This window comes from Amycolatopsis kentuckyensis, assembly GCF_041679295.1.
Taxonomy (GTDB): Bacteria; Actinomycetota; Actinomycetes; order Mycobacteriales; family Pseudonocardiaceae; genus Amycolatopsis; species Amycolatopsis kentuckyensis_A.
Map to the genome: position 1 here is coordinate 568666 of NZ_JBGDMD010000003.1, position 13599 is coordinate 582264.

Genomic DNA, 13599 nt, shown 5'->3' on the forward strand with positions numbered 1-13599 from the left:
GTACAGAGTTAAGGGGCTAGATGACTCCGCAGATCCAGGCCGAGGGACTTCGCAAGCGCTACGGCGACGCGTACGCCCTCGATGGGTTCGATCTCTCCGTCCCGGCCGGGTCGCTGCACGGCCTGCTGGGACCCAACGGCGCGGGCAAGACCACCGCGGTGCGCGTGCTGTCCACGCTGCTGCGCCACGACGGCGGTACCGCGCGCGTGGCCGGCTTCGACGTCGCCACCGAATCGGCGAAAGTGCGGTCGGCGATCGGGCTGGTCGGCCAGCAGGCCGCCGTCGACGAGATCTTGTCCGGCCGGCAGAACCTGATCCTGTTCGGCCGGCTGCACCACCTGGGTCGTCGCGAGGCCACGCGCCGCGCGGACGACCTGCTCGAGCGCTTCGGCCTGGCGGACACCGGAGCGAAGCCGGTCTCGGCGTACTCGGGCGGGATGCGGCGACGGCTGGACCTGGCCGCGTCGCTGCTGGCCGCCCCGCGGGTGCTGTTCCTCGACGAGCCGACGACCGGGCTGGACCCGCGCAGCCGCCTCGAGGTCTGGCGGGCGGTGCGGTCCCTGGTCGCCGACGGCACCACGGTCCTGCTCACCACGCAGTACCTGGAGGAAGCCGACCGGCTGGCCGACCGGATTTCGCTGGTCGAACACGGCCGCGTGATCGCCGACGGCACCCCGGCCGAGCTGAAGGGCTCGCTCGGGGCGACCCGGATCGAGCTGGCGCTGACCGATCCGGACGTCGTGGGTGCGGCGACGGCGTTGCTGGCCCGGGTCACCGGCGCCGAGCCGGTCACCGAGGAGCTGCGGGTCAGCGCGCCGGCCGAGCCGTCGATGCTGACCGAGCTGGTCCGCGAGCTCGCGGCGACCGAACTGGCGGTCGCCGACGTGGCGCTGCGGCACCCGACGCTGGACGAAGTGTTCCTGGAGCTGACCGGAAAGGCGGCGCGATGAGGTGGGCCCTGGAAGACGGCTGGACGCTGACCGGGCGCTACCTCGCGCAGCTGGCCCGGCGCCCGGCGCGGCTGGCCACGGTGGTGGCGTTCCCGATCCTGATGGTGCTGATCTTCGCCTACCTGCTCGGCGGCGGGATGACCGTGCCCGGCGGTGGCTCCTACCGCGAGTTCCTGATGCCGGGGATGTTCGCGATGACCATGGCCTTCGGGTTGTCGGGGACGATGATCGCGGTCCTCGACGACGCCACGAAGGGCGTCACCGACCGGTTCCGGTCGTTGCCGATGGCGCCGTCGGCGGTGCTCACCGGCCGGGTCGCCGCGGACCTCGTGAACGCGGTGCTCGCGCTGGTGGTGCTGCTGGGGTGCGGGTTCGCGGTCGGCTGGCGGCCGCACGGCAGCCTCGCCGAGACCCTGGCGGCGTTGGGGCTGCTGCTCCTGCTGCGCACCGCGCTGGTGTGGGCCGGGATCTACCTGGGGCTGCTGACCACGGATCCGGCGATGGTGACGCTCGCGCAGACGCTGGAGTTCCCGTTCGGGTTCCTCTCCAGCGCGTTCGTCGCGACCACGACCATGCCGGCGTGGCTGGGAACCGTGGCCGAGTGGAACCCGTTGTCCTCCACGGTGACCGCGGCGCGGGTGCTGTTCGGCAACCCGGGCGCGGCCGGGACGTCCTGGGTGAGCACGCACCCGGTGCTGATGGCCCTGGTGTGGCCGCTGGTGCTGCTCGCGGTGTTCGTGCCGCTGTCCGTCCGCCGATACGGGAGGCTGGGAAACTGAACGCCGATTTCGAACCGGGCGAACCACCGCGCGCGGGACGCCTGGTGCTCGACGGGCGCCGGATGTCTCTTGTGGACGGTCTGCCGGAGCTGCTGGCCGCCACCGGTCCGTCCGCGCAGTTCTGGGCGACCGCGGCGAAAGCGGCGCTGCGGCTGGTCGCCGCCGGGCGGGTGTTGCCGGGGGTCACCGACGCCGGGCACGACGCCTGGCGCGTCGGTCCCCTGGAGCCGGCGGAAGCGGCGTGGCTGCGGGACCTGGCGGCCGCGATGCCGGTGGACGACCGCGCGCCGGGCCCGCTCCTGCGGGCGTTCCTCGACGCCGTCGCCGACACCCTGCCCCGCACGCCCGCCGCGGCGAAGGCGGCCGGGACACGCTTGTTCGCCGCGGTTGCGCCGCAGCGAGCGGAGTCGCTGCGGGACTGGGCGGACGAGCTGGCGGCCGGGCTCGACTCGGGCATCCGGGTGTCCCTGCGCGTCGAGGCACCGGACGGGTTCGACACCGGCCGCTTCCACGCCGTCGTGCAGGTCCACCGCGACGCCGAGATCGCCGACGCGGTCGAGCTGTGGGAGACCGGCCGGTTCGGGCCGCGGGCGCGCATCGACGTCGTGCTGGCGCTTCGGCGCGGCGCGCAGGTGTGGCCGGCGTTGAGCCCGCTGCTCACCTCGGCGGTGCCCGACGAGGTGGTGCTGGGCGGGGACGAGGTGACCGAGCTGGTCGCGACCGCGGCTCCGCGGCTGGCGGCGGTGGGCATCGACGTGCACTGGCCGGCCGAACTCGCGGGGTCGCTGACCGCGCGGGCGGTGGTCGACGCCGGGGACGCGCCGGGTGACCTGCCGTCGTTCTTCGGCGGTGGCCGGGCCCTGGCCTTCGACTGGCAGCTCGCGCTGGGCGGGCAGGTACTGACCGAGGCGGAACTGGACGCACTCGCCGAAGCCCGCCGCCCGGTCGTGCGGCTGCGCGACCGCTGGGTCCTGGTCGACCCGGCATTGGCCGCGAAGGCGCGGGACCGGACGCTCAAGCCGTTGACGCCGGTCGACGCGCTCGGCGCGGTGCTGACCGGGACCACCGAGGTCGACGGCGAGCACGTCGAAGTCGTCACCGAAGGCTGGCTCGCGCGGTTGCGGGAACGGCTGTCGGCGCCGCCGGAACCCCAGGCGCCGCCGGCCGGGCTGGCCGCGACGCTGCGGGACTACCAGCTGCGCGGGCTGCAGTGGCTGGCCACCGTTACCGGCCTGGGCCTCGGCGGCTGCCTGGCCGACGACATGGGGCTGGGCAAGACGGTCACGCTGATCGCGCTGCACCTGCACCGGGCGTCGGGGGCGACGCTGGTGGTGTGCCCGGCGTCGCTGCTGGGCAACTGGGAACGCGAGATCCGCCGGTTCGCTCCGGGCGTGCCGGTGCGGCGCTTCCACGGCACCGCCCGTTCGCTCGAGGACGTCGAGGGTTTCGTGCTCACCACCTACGGCACGGTGCGCGCCGATCCCGCGCCGCTGGCCGGGATCCGCTGGGGGCTGCTGGTGGCCGATGAGGCCCAGCACGTCAAGAACCACCGGTCGGAGACGGCGAAGGCGCTGCGGCTGGTGCCCGCGGCCGCGCGGGTGGCGCTGACCGGGACGCCGGTGGAGAACACGCTCTCGGAGCTGTGGGCGATCCTCGACTGGTCGGCACCGGGTCTGCTGGGGTCGCTGCCGGAGTTCCGGGCGCGGTGGGCGAAACCGATCGAAGCCGGGGACCCGGTCGCGGCCGAACGGCTGTCGCGGCTGCTGCGGCCGTTCCTGTTGCGGCGCCGCAAGTCCGACCCCGGGATCGCGCCGGAGCTGCCGGCGAAGACCGAGACCGACCGGCCGGTGGCGCTGAGCCCGGAGCAGGTGGCGCTCTACGAGGCCGTGGTGCGGGAGATGATGGCCGACATCGCCGCGAGCGACGGGATGGCCCGGCGCGGCCGGATCGTCAAGCTGCTGACCGCGCTCAAGCAGATCTGCAACCACCCGGCGCAGTACCTCAAGGAGCCCGGCGGCCGGTCGGGCAAGCTCGAGCTGCTCGACGAGCTCCTCGAGACGATCCTCGCCGAGGGCGGCGCGGTGCTGGTGTTCACCCAGTACGTCGCCATGGCCCGGCTGCTGGAGCAGCACCTCACCGCCCGCGGCATCGGGACGCAGCTGCTGCATGGCGGTACCCCGGTCGCCCGTCGCGAGGAACTCGTCCAGCGGTTCCAGGACGGCGCGGTGCCGGTGTTCCTGTTGTCGCTCAAGGCGGCCGGGACGGGCCTGAACCTGACGCGCGCCGACCACGTCGTGCACTTCGACCGCTGGTGGAACCCGGCGGTCGAGGACCAGGCGACCGACCGGGCGTACCGGATCGGGCAGACGCGGCCGGTGCAGGTGCACCGGCTGGTGGCCGAGGGCACGGTCGAGGACCGGATCGCGGCGATGCTGCGGGAGAAGCGGGCGCTGGCCGAGGCGGTGCTGGCCGGTGGCGAGGCGGCGTTGACGGAACTGTCGGATACCGAGCTCGCGGAGCTCGTCGAGCTGAGGAGCCGCGGATGAGCGACGACGTACGCGGTTTCCCGGCGTTCGGCGCGGGCGGCCGGCTGGCCCGCTCGTGGTGGGGGCGGGCGTGGGTGCGCGCGATGGAGGACACGGCCCTGGACCTGCGGCAGCTGAAAGCCGGGCGCAAGTACGCCGCGGCCGGGCTGGTCGGGTCGATCACGGTCAGCCCGGGCCGGATCGCGGCGGTGGTCGACGACGCCGACGGCGGCCCGTTCCGGACCGAGCTGCGGCTGGCGGTGCTCTCCGAAGCGGACTGGACGCGGTTCCTGGACCGAGTGGCCTCCCGCGCCGGGCACCTGGCGGCGCTGCTGGACCGGGACATGCCCCACGACCTGGTGACGGCGGCCGACGACGCCGGCGTCCACCTGCTGCCGGGGATCGGCGACCTGGATCCCGGGTGCGAGTGCCCGGGCTGGGAGCTGCCGTGCCGGCACGCGGCGGCGTTGTCGTTCCAGGCGTCGTGGCTGCTGGACGCGGACCCGTTCGTGCTGCTGCTGATGCGCGGCAAGGGCGAACGGGAGATCCGGGAGGAGCTGGAAAGCCGCACGGCACCGAAGGCCGAACTGGTCGTCGAGAACCGGACGCCGGGTGTGCTGCCGGACCTGGCGGAGTTCGCGCCGTCGGGGGCGCCGTCGATCCCGGCCGCGCCGGGGGTGCCCGCGGCGGCGTTCGCGTTGCTGGCGGCCAACGCCGCGGCGCAGGCCCGCGCGGTGCTGGCGGGTGAGCCGTGGCCGGGCCGGCGGGTGGACACCGTCCGGCTGGCCGCGGACTTCCCTTCGGTGGCTTCGCGGCTGGGTGAGGGAACGGAGTTCGAGCGGGCGGTCGCGGCCTGGACACACGGCGGGCGGGCCGGTCTGGAGGTCCTGGACTCGTCGTGGAGTCCGCCGAAAGCGGCCCTGGCAGCGGCGCGGGCCGCACTCGCCGACGAGGCGCCGGTGTTCGAGCGCAACCGGTGCACGGCCGGGGACGTGCAGCTGCGGCTGGACCGGGCGGGCCGGTGGCACCCGTACCGGCGTGAAGGTGGCGAGTGGTGGCCGTCGGGCCCGCCGGAGGCCGATCCGGGGCTGCTGATCGGCTGACGCTTCTTCACGGGTTCAGTCCATGTCCGGGCAGGGATTTTCGTGGGATTTCCCGGTATCCAGCGAGATCCTCGTTGTCTCCTGTCCGCGACGGCGGGGTTTCCGCCGGGGCCCACTGGGGGTGCGGGCGCGCGGGCCATGCCCTCCCGCGCGCCCGCCCGGTTTCCGTGCCTGGCGGTCTACGCTGCGGTGCGGTCGGCGAGCGGACGGCGGCGCAGCTCCGGCCGCTGCAGCGCCGGCGGCTGGTAGGTCTGGTCCAGGACGCCGATGTCGGTGCCGGGCGGGACGATCTCGTCGATGCGGTCGAGCAGGTCGTCGGAGAGGGTGACGTCCACGCCGGCCAGCAGGTCGTCGAGGTGGGCCATCGTGCGGGCACCCAGGAGTGCGCTGGTCACGCCGGGGTGGGCGATCGTGAACGCCATCGCGAGGTGGGTCAGGGGCAGGCCGGCTTCCGCGGCGAGGGCGGCGAACTTCCCGGCGGCGGTGTGCCGCTGCTCGTCGTCGAGGTGGCGGACCAGGCCGGCGCGGCGCAGCTGGTCGTGCGGGCGGCCGGTGAGCAGTCCCTGGCCGAGCGGGCCCCAGACGAGGGTGCCCATGCCGAACTGCTGGGTGGTGGGCAGGAGCTCGCGCTCGATGCCGCGGTTGAGCAGGGAGTAGACCGGTTGCTCGGTGTGGAAGCCGGTCAGGCCGTGCCGGGCCGCGACCCACTGGGCTTCGACGACGCCGGCGGCGGGGGTCCCGGACGCGCCGATCGCGCGGACCTTCCCGCTGCGCAGCAGGTCGGTCAGCGCGGAGAGCGTTTCTTCGATGTGGGTGCCGGGGTCGGGGCGGTGCAGCTGGTAGAGGTCGATGTGGTCGGTGCGCAGGCGGCGCAGGGAGTTCTCGACGGCGGTGACGATCCAGCGCCGGGACGCGCCCTGGTGGTTGGGGTCCTGCCCGGTCGGGCGGCCGAACTTGGTGGCGAGCACGACGTCGTCGCGGCGGCCTTCCAGGGCCTTGCCGACGACTTCTTCGGAGTCGCCGTAGGCGTCGGCGGTGTCGACGAAGTTGATGCCCGCGTCGAGCGCCTTGTGCAGGACGCGGGCGGAGCCGGCGGGGTCGGCGTTGCCGATGGAGGTGGCGAACATCAGGGTGCCCAGGGCGTAGGGACTGACCTGGATGCCGGTCCGGCCCAGGGTGCGGTACTGCATGGGAACTCCTCGGGAGTACGCTCGAAGCTAAGCGGAAAGCTTTTCCGCAACTATACGGAAAGCCTTTCCGCTTAGCTACCGCGAGGAGGACCGTGCCCGAGAGCAGTGCGCCGCGCCGGCGGCGGGCCGACGCGCAACGCAACGTCGATTCGCTGCTGGAGGCGGCGAAACGCGTGTTCGCCACCTCGGGCGTGGACGCGCCCGCGAAGGAGATCACCGACCTGGCCGGACTCGGTGTCGGCACGCTCTACCGGCACTTCCCGCAGCGCGCCGACCTGGTCGCGGCCGTGCTGCAGCGCGAGATCGACGTCCTGGCCGACGCCGGACCGGTGATCAGCGCCGGGCACGCGCCCGAGACGGCGCTGCGGGAGTGGCTGCGCCGCTACACCGAGCTGGTCGGCACGAAACGCGGGCTGGCCACGGCGCTGCACTCGGGCGATCCGGCGTTCGACGCCCTGCCGGGCTACTTCATGGAGCGGATGGAGCCGGTGCTGGCCGCCCTGCTCGAGGCGGCGGCCGCGGCGGGGGCGGTTCGCACCGACGTCAGCGCGAAAGACCTCCTGCACGCCGTGGCCCTGCTGTGCCAGCCGGTGCGCGGCGAGGACCTGGAGTACAACCAGCGGATGGTCGCGATCCTCGCCGACGGGCTCAGCCCACGGGCATGACGGCGTAGTCCTTGACCCGCATCGAGTCGTGCATCCGCACGCCGCCGGTGTTGAGCTTCGCCAGCGCCGTCGTGACGGGGGCCGGGAGGGCCGAGATCAGCTGACCACCGCGGGCCAGGGCCCACACCCCCGCGCGGGTGGCGGGGATCAGGCTCTTCGCGGCGCCGACGGCGAACGCGCGGCTCTTGCGGACCAGCTCGCCCATCTCCTGTTCGTAGGCGGGGAAGGCACGCGTGTGGTCGCCACCGGCCGCGGCCAGCTCGCCGGCCAGGACGTAGGCACCGAGGACCGCGAGGCTGGTGCTGCCGCCGACCGCCGGGCCCGGGCAGTAGCCGGCGTCGCCGACGAGCGTGACGCGCCCGCGTGACCACGTCTGCAGCTGCAGCTGGGTGATCGAGTCGAAGTAGAACGGGCCCGGGCCGTCGAGCTCGGCCAGCCAGCCGTCGACCTGCGGGTGCATCCCGGCGTAGGCCTGACGCAGGAGTTCCTGCTGCCGCGGGACGTCCCGGTGGTGGTACCCGAGCTGCTCGTCGCGGCGGAACAGGAACACCGCGCGGGCTTCGTCGAGGTGGCGGGCGCTGTAGATCCCGGCGGTGCGCCCGGCGCCGAGGTGGATGACGGTCTCGCCGTCGCCGAGGCCGAGGGTGTCGGGCAGGGACAGCACGGCCAGGTAGGCGCCGATGAACTTCGTCAGCCCGGCCTCCTCGCCGAAGGTCAGCCGCCGGACGTTCGAGTGCAGCCCGTCGGCGCCGACGACGAGGTCGAACTTCCGCGGTGCGGCGTGTTCGAAGGTGACCTCGCCGTCGGGGGAGAGGGCGGTGATCGAGTCGCCGAAGAGGTATTCGACGTCGTCGCGGCCGGCGTCGTAGTAGATCTCGCTGAGGTCGTCGCGCATGACCTCGACGTGCCGGTCGGAGGTGGCGCGGTAGATCTTCGTCAGGTCGACGTGGGCCGGCCGGCGGGCGCCTTCCCGGTGCAGCGTCATGCGGGTGGTGCCGGTCTTGAGGGCTTCGACGCGCGGCAGCACGCCCATTTTTTCGGTGATCTCCACGGCCGGCCGGAACAGGTCGACGGCGTGGCCGCCGGTCTTGCGCAGCACCGGGGCGCGCTCGACGACGGTGACGTCGAAGCCGTGCCGGGTGAGCCAATAGGCGAGCACCGGGCCGGCGATGCTGGCGCCCGAGACGAGGATCCGCATGAGTACCTCCCTGACTTAACGGTAGGTAAGTTGTACCACAGCTCCTTACCTATCGTTAAGTCAGTTATGCTGTGACGGTGCCGAAACCCTCCGACACCAAACAGCGCATCCTCGACGCCGCGCGCGAGCTCTTCGCGACCCAGGGCGTGCAGCGCACCAGCCTCCAGGACATCGCCGACCGGCTGGGCATCACCAAACCCGCGCTCTACTACCACTTCCCGTCCCGCGACGACCTCGTCCGCAGCATCATCCAGCCGCTGCTCGACGACGGCGAGAAGTTCCTCCTCGACGCCGAGACGCGCGACGACATCCCGGCGCGGGAGCTGATCGAGGGGTTCTTCGACTTCAACTACCGCCACCGCGCGCCGGTCATCATGCTGCTGGCCGAGCTGCCGACGCTGGCCGACCTCGGCCTGATCGACCGCGTGCTGAGCTGGCGCAACCGGCTCACCGAGCTGATCTGCGGCCCGCAGCCGTCGCTCGAGCAGGCCGCCCGCGCGGTTCTCGCGCTGGGCGGCCTGCAGGACGTCTGCATGCAGTTCCCCGACGCCCCCGTCGACGACCTGAGGGCCGCGGCGGTCGCCGGCGCCCTCGACGCCCTGGGCCGCTAACGCACCGCGGCGCGCTCGATGATCGCGCCCGTGTCCACCCCGGACGGCAGCGTGCCGAACGCGATGCCCCAGTCCCCGCCGAACCGGGACGCGCAGAAGGCGTCCGCGACCGCCGGGTGGCCGTGGCGCACCAGCAGCGACCCCTGCAGCACCAGCGCCATCGCCTCGACCACCCGCCGCGCCCGGTACTCGATGCCGTCGAGGTCGGCCAGCTCCTTGCGGACGCGGTCCACGGCGTCGTCCAGCCGCGCGTCGCCACCGGCCGCCTGCTCGACCTCGGCGAAGAACGCCGCGACCGACTCCGGCTGCTTGCCCATGGCCCGCAACGCGTCCAGCGCCGCGACGTTGCCCGAGCCCTCCCAGATCGACGACAGCGGCGCCTCGCGGTAGAGCCGCGGCATCCCCGACTCCTCGACGTACCCGTTGCCGCCGAAGCACTCCAGCGCTTCGGCCGCGTGCATCGGCGCGCGCTTGCACACCCAGTACTTCGACACCGCCAGGCCGAGCCGCCGGAACGCCTGCTCCTGCGCGTCGTCACGCGGGTCGCCCGCCGCCGCCAGCCGCATCGCCACCGTCGTCGCCGCTTCCGACTCGACCACCAGATCCGCGAGCACGTTCGCCATCAGCGGCTGGTCGACCAGCGCCTTGCCGAACGCGTACCGGTGGGTCGCGTGGTGCACCGCGCGCACCGCGCCCAGCCGCATCCCGGACGCGCTGCCGAGCGTGCAGTCCAGCCGGGTGTTGTTGACCATCTCGATGATCGTGCGGACCCCGCGGCCCTCCTCGCCGACCAGCCAGCCCACCGCGTGGTCGTACTCGATCTCCGACGACGCGTTCGACCGGTTGCCCAGCTTGTCCTTCAGCCGCTGCAGCCGGATCGGGTTGCGCGAGCCGTCGGGCAGGACGCGGGGGAGCAGGAAGCACGAAAGCCCACCGGGCGCCTGGGCCAGCGTCAGGAACATGTCCGACATCGGCGCCGAGGTGAACCACTTGTGCCCGACGAGGGTGTAGCTGCCGTCTGCGCTCGGCGTAGCCGTGGTCGTGTTGGCCCGCACGTCGGAGCCGCCCTGCTTCTCCGTCATCGACATGCCCGCGATCAGGCCGCGCTTGGTGCTCGGCTCGCGCAGCCCGAAGTCGTACTCGGTCGCCGCCAGCAGCGGCTCGTACCGCGCGGCCAGCTCCGGGTTCGCCCGCAGCGCCGGAACCGCCGCGTACGTCATCGAAATCGGGCAGCTGTGCCCGGCCTCCACCTGCCCCCACACGTAGAACTTCGCCGCGCGCGCCGCGTGCACGCCTTCGCGCGGGTCCTGCCACGGCGTGCCGTGCAGCCCGTGCGACACCGCGACGGACATCAGGTCGTGCCAGTGCGGGTGGAACTCGACCTCGTCGATCCGGTTGCCGTACCGGTCGTGGGTGCGCAGCACCGGCTCGTTCTCGTTGACCAGCCGGCCCCACTCCTGCGCCTGCGCACTCCCGGACAGCCGACCCAGCTCGTGCAGTTCGTCCGACGCCCAGCCGGCCCCGGCGCGCTCCAGCCCGGCCAGCAGCGCGGGATCGTCGGCGACGTCGTGGCCGGCCAGCGGCGGGACCTGGTTGGTGACCTCATGCGTGGCGGGCATCGGAACCTCCTAGAGCGCGGACGACGAACGTGCGGAGCTCGGCGACGTCACCGGCGTTGCCGCTGGTCAACGGGCCGATGAGAACTTCGGCGGCCGCGCCGACCAGCGCGGCGGCGGTGAGCCGGCCGTCCTGCGGCGGCAGCGAGCCGTCCTTGACGCCGGCCGCGACGTGCTCGGCGACGACCTCGGTGAACGCGCGCCGGAACTCCAGCCGCTCGGCGTCGATCAGCGCGTCGACCGGCTCGGCGAGCAGGGCGTAGGCCTGCCTCGGGGCTTTCAGGGCGCGCTGGGCGAAGGTCTCGAACACCGCCACGACCCGCTCGGCGGGCTCGCCGGGCTGCGCGGACACCGCCCGGACGGCCTCGACCTCCCGCGTCACGACCTGCCGGAACACGTGCACGACGAGATCGGCCTTGGTGGGGAAGTGCCGGTAGACGCTGCCGACGGCGACCCCGGCGCGCTCGGCCACCGCGGCGACGGAGCAGCCGCCGTAGCCGTGTTCGGCCAGCTGTTCGGTCGCGGCGGCGACGATCGTCGCGCGCTGGGCGTCCAGGCGTTCCTGCACCTTCGGGGTGCGGCGGTAGGGCACGTCAAGAAGTGAAGCACTGATTCATTGCTTCAGTCAACGCTCCAGCAGCTGCTTCGCACCCCGGATCTCGGCCTCGACGTCGGCCGGCAGCTTCCGCCGCAGGAGCGGTTCGAGCAGCGGACGCAGGGGAGCGGCGAACCCGAACGCGATCCGGCGCGTCACCCGGATCCCACCCTTCGCCGGTACGCACGCGAAGCTTGCTTCGAACGTCGAGAACCGCCGGGCCAGCCGGTTCTCCGGCCGGTCGGGGAGCCGGACGTCGACGCGCTCACCCGGTGTCAGCGTCATGCGCGACACGATCTTCGGGCCCGGCCCCAGCCCCGGCAACACCGACCGGAACCGAAACTCGGTGACATCGCCCTCGCGGCGCACCCAGTCGATCCGGCCCAGCTTGCGGTCGACCTCCGCGTACCGCCGCGGGTCCATGACCAGCGCTAGAAAGGCCTCCGGCGGGCACGACACGAACTCTTCCACGGTCACTTCCACCATAGAAAGAGAGTAGTCTCTCACTATGGCGCGAACAACCCCCGGCGTCACCCGCCGCCGCATCCTCGACGAAGCCGTCCACCTCTTCGCCACCCGCGGCTACGACACGACCTCCGTCGCGGACATCCAGTCCGCGTGCGGCCTCAACCCCGGCTCCGGCGCGCTCTACAAGCACTTCCCGTCCAAGGCCGCGGTCCTGGAAGCGGCCGTGCACGACAACCTCGCGCGCCTGACCGCCCGCACCGCCGAAACCGCCGACGCCCAGCTGCCCGACGACCCCCGCGAAGCCCTCCGCGTCCTGGCCGACGTCGTCTGGGCGTTCATGGCCGCCGACCGCGACCTCATCCGCCTGATGATCCGGGAGTTCACCGGGTTCCCGGAGCTGTTCGAGCGGATGTGGCAGGGCGTCCTGGCCACGGTGTACCGGCGGGGGACGGAGTGGATCGCGACCCTGCGCGACTCGGGTCGAGCAGGAGTTTCCGACCCCGAAGCGACCGCCGCGGTGCTGGTGGCGTCGCTGACGTACTACCCGATCCTGGATGTCCTCATCGGCCACACCCCGGGGGACCTGGCGCCGGAACGGTTCTTGGACGCCTGGCTCGACTCGTCGATCGCCGCCCTCCGGCTCACTTCCCGGTGATCACACCCACCGCGATCCCCAGGATCGCCGTGTTGTAGACGAACGACACCACGCTGTGCGTCAGCACCGTGTACCGGATCGGCCGCGCCCGGACCTCCACATCGGACGTCGCGAACGACGTCCCCACCGTGAACGCGAAGTACGCGAAATCCAGCAGGTTCGGCTGCTCCGTCCCCGGGAAGCGCAACCCCGCCTCCGCCCGGTGGTGCAGGTGCGCGTACCGGTCCGCGTACCCGAAGTGCAGCAGGATCCACGCCCCCAGCACCGCCGGTACCGCGCAGACCTGCAACGCGAACGCGTACTCGTCGTCCTCCTCCGCGATCGCGTTCGCGACCAGGATCAACCCGCCCGCCGACATCCCCACCACGCTCACCAGCAACGTCGCCGCGAAACTCGACCGGCGGCCCAGCAGGCTGTGCAGCCACGTCGGCTCCGCGTCAGCCACCACCCGGTACCGCCGGATCCGCAGGAACCGCGTCCCGATCACCGCCACCGCCAGCACGTCCCACGCCAGCAGGAACACCACGTCCAGCCCGGTGTCCGGCGCGAGCAACCACCCCAACCCCAGCAGCACCAGCAAGAACTCCGCGCACTGGTACCACAACCTCCGCAGACGACGCACCGCGCGAAGCTAACCGGCCCCGCCCGCGACGGCACCCCGGATCACCCGCTCAGGTGGCCCGCTTCACCAGTGCCACCAGGTACCGGCAGGGGAGCGACCCCGGGTTCACGAACACGCAGTCCGCCGCCGGCCCCAGCTGCAGGCAGTCCCCGGCGGCCAGCTCGTGCACCTCCACGCCCTCGTGGAACCGCAGGTGCCCCTCCAGCACCCAGATCTGCTGGTGCAGGAACGCATACGTCCCCGCCGCCAGCGGCACCTCCGCACCCGGTGGCAGCTCGACCTCCACCAGCTCCAGCGGCCGCCCGCCGGCGGGGGAGACCGCCCGCCGGCGGTACCCCGTGTCCGGGTCCACCCACACCGGCTGCTCCGCCGCCCGCACCAGCCGCCGCTCGTCGTCCTCGGCCCGCGCGATCAGCTCCGACAACGTCATCCCCAGCGCGGCCGACAGCTTCGCCAGCAACGCGGCCGTCGGCTGCACGTCACCCCGCTCGATCTTGCCGATCATCGCTCGCGAAACACCGGACTGCTCCGCGAGCACCGCCGCCGACAAACCTCGGGACAGGCGAGCCGCGTGGACGGTGGCCGCCAGGCGAGCGGTCAAAGGATCGGTCATAAACCTGGA

At 72.9% G+C, this 13599-nt stretch carries 14 protein-coding genes; 7 read left to right on the forward strand and 7 right to left on the reverse strand.

Annotation, left to right across the window (positions count from 1 at the left end; all coding sequences use genetic code 11):
• Window positions 1-20 precede the first annotated feature (20 nt).
• The 4 genes from ACERZO_RS14225 to ACERZO_RS14240 are packed head-to-tail and all read left to right on the forward strand — an operon-like array spanning window position 21 to window position 5357.
• The gene (locus tag ACERZO_RS14225; protein WP_372665096.1) at window positions 21-950 is read left to right on the forward strand and encodes an ATP-binding cassette domain-containing protein; all 930 of its coding nucleotides are present in this window, start codon (window positions 21-23) and stop codon (window positions 948-950) included.
• Entirely contained in the window at window positions 947-1729 is a 783-nt protein-coding gene (locus ACERZO_RS14230) for an ABC transporter permease (RefSeq protein ID WP_372665097.1), read from the forward strand. Before ACERZO_RS14225 ends, ACERZO_RS14230 begins: the two co-directional genes overlap by 4 nt.
• Before the next feature lie 44 nt (window positions 1730-1773).
• On the forward strand, window positions 1774-4275 hold the full coding sequence (locus tag ACERZO_RS14235) for a DEAD/DEAH box helicase (RefSeq protein WP_372665098.1): 2502 nt from the start codon (window positions 1774-1776) through the stop codon (window positions 4273-4275).
• Complete coding sequence (locus tag ACERZO_RS14240) at window positions 4272-5357, forward strand: SWIM zinc finger family protein (protein WP_372665099.1); 1086 nt, start codon at window positions 4272-4274, stop codon at window positions 5355-5357. The genes ACERZO_RS14235 and ACERZO_RS14240 overlap by 4 nt, the downstream gene beginning before the upstream one ends.
• Window positions 5358-5536: 179 nt before the next feature.
• Here the strand turns inward: ACERZO_RS14240 and ACERZO_RS14245 are convergent, their stop codons facing one another.
• Window positions 5537-6547 (reverse strand): aldo/keto reductase, encoded by a 1011-nt coding sequence (locus ACERZO_RS14245; protein ID WP_372665100.1) that lies wholly within the window; start codon window positions 6545-6547, stop codon window positions 5537-5539.
• Window positions 6548-6639: 92 nt separating this feature from the next.
• Between ACERZO_RS14245 and ACERZO_RS14250 the strand changes: the two genes are divergently transcribed.
• Window positions 6640-7212 (forward strand): TetR/AcrR family transcriptional regulator, encoded by a 573-nt coding sequence (locus tag ACERZO_RS14250; protein WP_372665101.1) that lies wholly within the window; start codon window positions 6640-6642, stop codon window positions 7210-7212.
• Here the strand turns inward: ACERZO_RS14250 and ACERZO_RS14255 are convergent.
• Window positions 7196-8410 (reverse strand): FAD-dependent monooxygenase, encoded by a 1215-nt coding sequence (locus ACERZO_RS14255; protein ID WP_372665102.1) that lies wholly within the window; start codon window positions 8408-8410, stop codon window positions 7196-7198. The two genes, ACERZO_RS14250 and ACERZO_RS14255, sit on opposite strands and share 17 nt — an antisense overlap.
• Before the next feature lie 77 nt (window positions 8411-8487).
• Between ACERZO_RS14255 and ACERZO_RS14260 the strand changes: the two genes are divergently transcribed.
• Window positions 8488-9021, forward strand: coding sequence for a TetR/AcrR family transcriptional regulator (locus tag ACERZO_RS14260; RefSeq protein ID WP_372665103.1), 534 nt, complete (start codon window positions 8488-8490; stop codon window positions 9019-9021).
• On the opposite strand, the gene ACERZO_RS14265 is transcribed toward ACERZO_RS14260, so the two are convergent.
• From ACERZO_RS14265 to ACERZO_RS14275, 3 genes are read right to left on the reverse strand one after another with little or no spacing between them, the layout of a single operon-like run.
• Window positions 9018-10640, reverse strand: a complete 1623-nt coding sequence (locus ACERZO_RS14265; protein WP_372665104.1) for an acyl-CoA dehydrogenase family protein — start codon at window positions 10638-10640, stop codon at window positions 9018-9020. The genes ACERZO_RS14260 and ACERZO_RS14265 overlap by 4 nt on opposite strands.
• The gene (locus ACERZO_RS14270; protein WP_372665105.1) at window positions 10624-11229 is read right to left on the reverse strand and encodes a TetR/AcrR family transcriptional regulator; all 606 of its coding nucleotides are present in this window, start codon (window positions 11227-11229) and stop codon (window positions 10624-10626) included. The genes ACERZO_RS14265 and ACERZO_RS14270 overlap by 17 nt, the downstream gene beginning before the upstream one ends.
• A gap of 33 nt (window positions 11230-11262) precedes the next feature.
• Window positions 11263-11718, reverse strand: a complete 456-nt coding sequence (locus tag ACERZO_RS14275; protein WP_372665106.1) for an SRPBCC family protein — start codon at window positions 11716-11718, stop codon at window positions 11263-11265.
• Window positions 11719-11740: 22 nt separating this feature from the next.
• On the opposite strand from ACERZO_RS14275, the gene ACERZO_RS14280 reads away from it, so the two are divergent.
• Window positions 11741-12355, forward strand: a complete 615-nt coding sequence (locus tag ACERZO_RS14280; RefSeq protein ID WP_372665107.1) for a TetR/AcrR family transcriptional regulator — start codon at window positions 11741-11743, stop codon at window positions 12353-12355.
• Here ACERZO_RS14280 and ACERZO_RS14285 read toward each other — a convergent pair.
• Both ACERZO_RS14285 and ACERZO_RS14290 read right to left on the reverse strand, forming a co-directional pair.
• A complete protein-coding gene (locus ACERZO_RS14285) occupies window positions 12342-12977 on the reverse strand; it encodes a DUF1345 domain-containing protein (RefSeq protein ID WP_372665108.1) in 636 nt (211 codons plus the stop codon). The two genes, ACERZO_RS14280 and ACERZO_RS14285, sit on opposite strands and share 14 nt — an antisense overlap.
• A 49-nt stretch (window positions 12978-13026) precedes the next feature.
• A complete protein-coding gene (locus ACERZO_RS14290; protein WP_372665109.1) occupies window positions 13027-13590 on the reverse strand; it encodes a helix-turn-helix domain-containing protein in 564 nt (187 codons plus the stop codon).
• Between the last annotated feature and the right edge of the window lie 9 nt (window positions 13591-13599).

Excerpts from the sequence above, each read along its gene's own strand:
- ACERZO_RS14225 (WP_372665096.1), top strand. The coding sequence starts at position 21 with ATGACTCCGCAGATCCAGGCCGAGGGACTTCGCAAGCGCTACGGCGAC.
- ACERZO_RS14275 (WP_372665106.1), bottom strand. The coding sequence starts at position 11,718 with ATGGTGGAAGTGACCGTGGAAGAGTTCGTGTCGTGCCCGCCGGAGGCC.
- ACERZO_RS14280 (WP_372665107.1), top strand. The coding sequence starts at position 11,741 with ATGGCGCGAACAACCCCCGGCGTCACCCGCCGCCGCATCCTCGACGAA.
- ACERZO_RS14265 (WP_372665104.1), bottom strand. The coding sequence starts at position 10,640 with ATGCCCGCCACGCATGAGGTCACCAACCAGGTCCCGCCGCTGGCCGGC.
- ACERZO_RS14255 (WP_372665102.1), bottom strand. The coding sequence starts at position 8,410 with ATGCGGATCCTCGTCTCGGGCGCCAGCATCGCCGGCCCGGTGCTCGCC.
- ACERZO_RS14240 (WP_372665099.1), top strand. The coding sequence starts at position 4,272 with ATGAGCGACGACGTACGCGGTTTCCCGGCGTTCGGCGCGGGCGGCCGG.
- ACERZO_RS14230 (WP_372665097.1), top strand. The coding sequence starts at position 947 with ATGAGGTGGGCCCTGGAAGACGGCTGGACGCTGACCGGGCGCTACCTC.
- ACERZO_RS14290 (WP_372665109.1), bottom strand. The coding sequence starts at position 13,590 with ATGACCGATCCTTTGACCGCTCGCCTGGCGGCCACCGTCCACGCGGCT.
- ACERZO_RS14245 (WP_372665100.1), bottom strand. The coding sequence starts at position 6,547 with ATGCAGTACCGCACCCTGGGCCGGACCGGCATCCAGGTCAGTCCCTAC.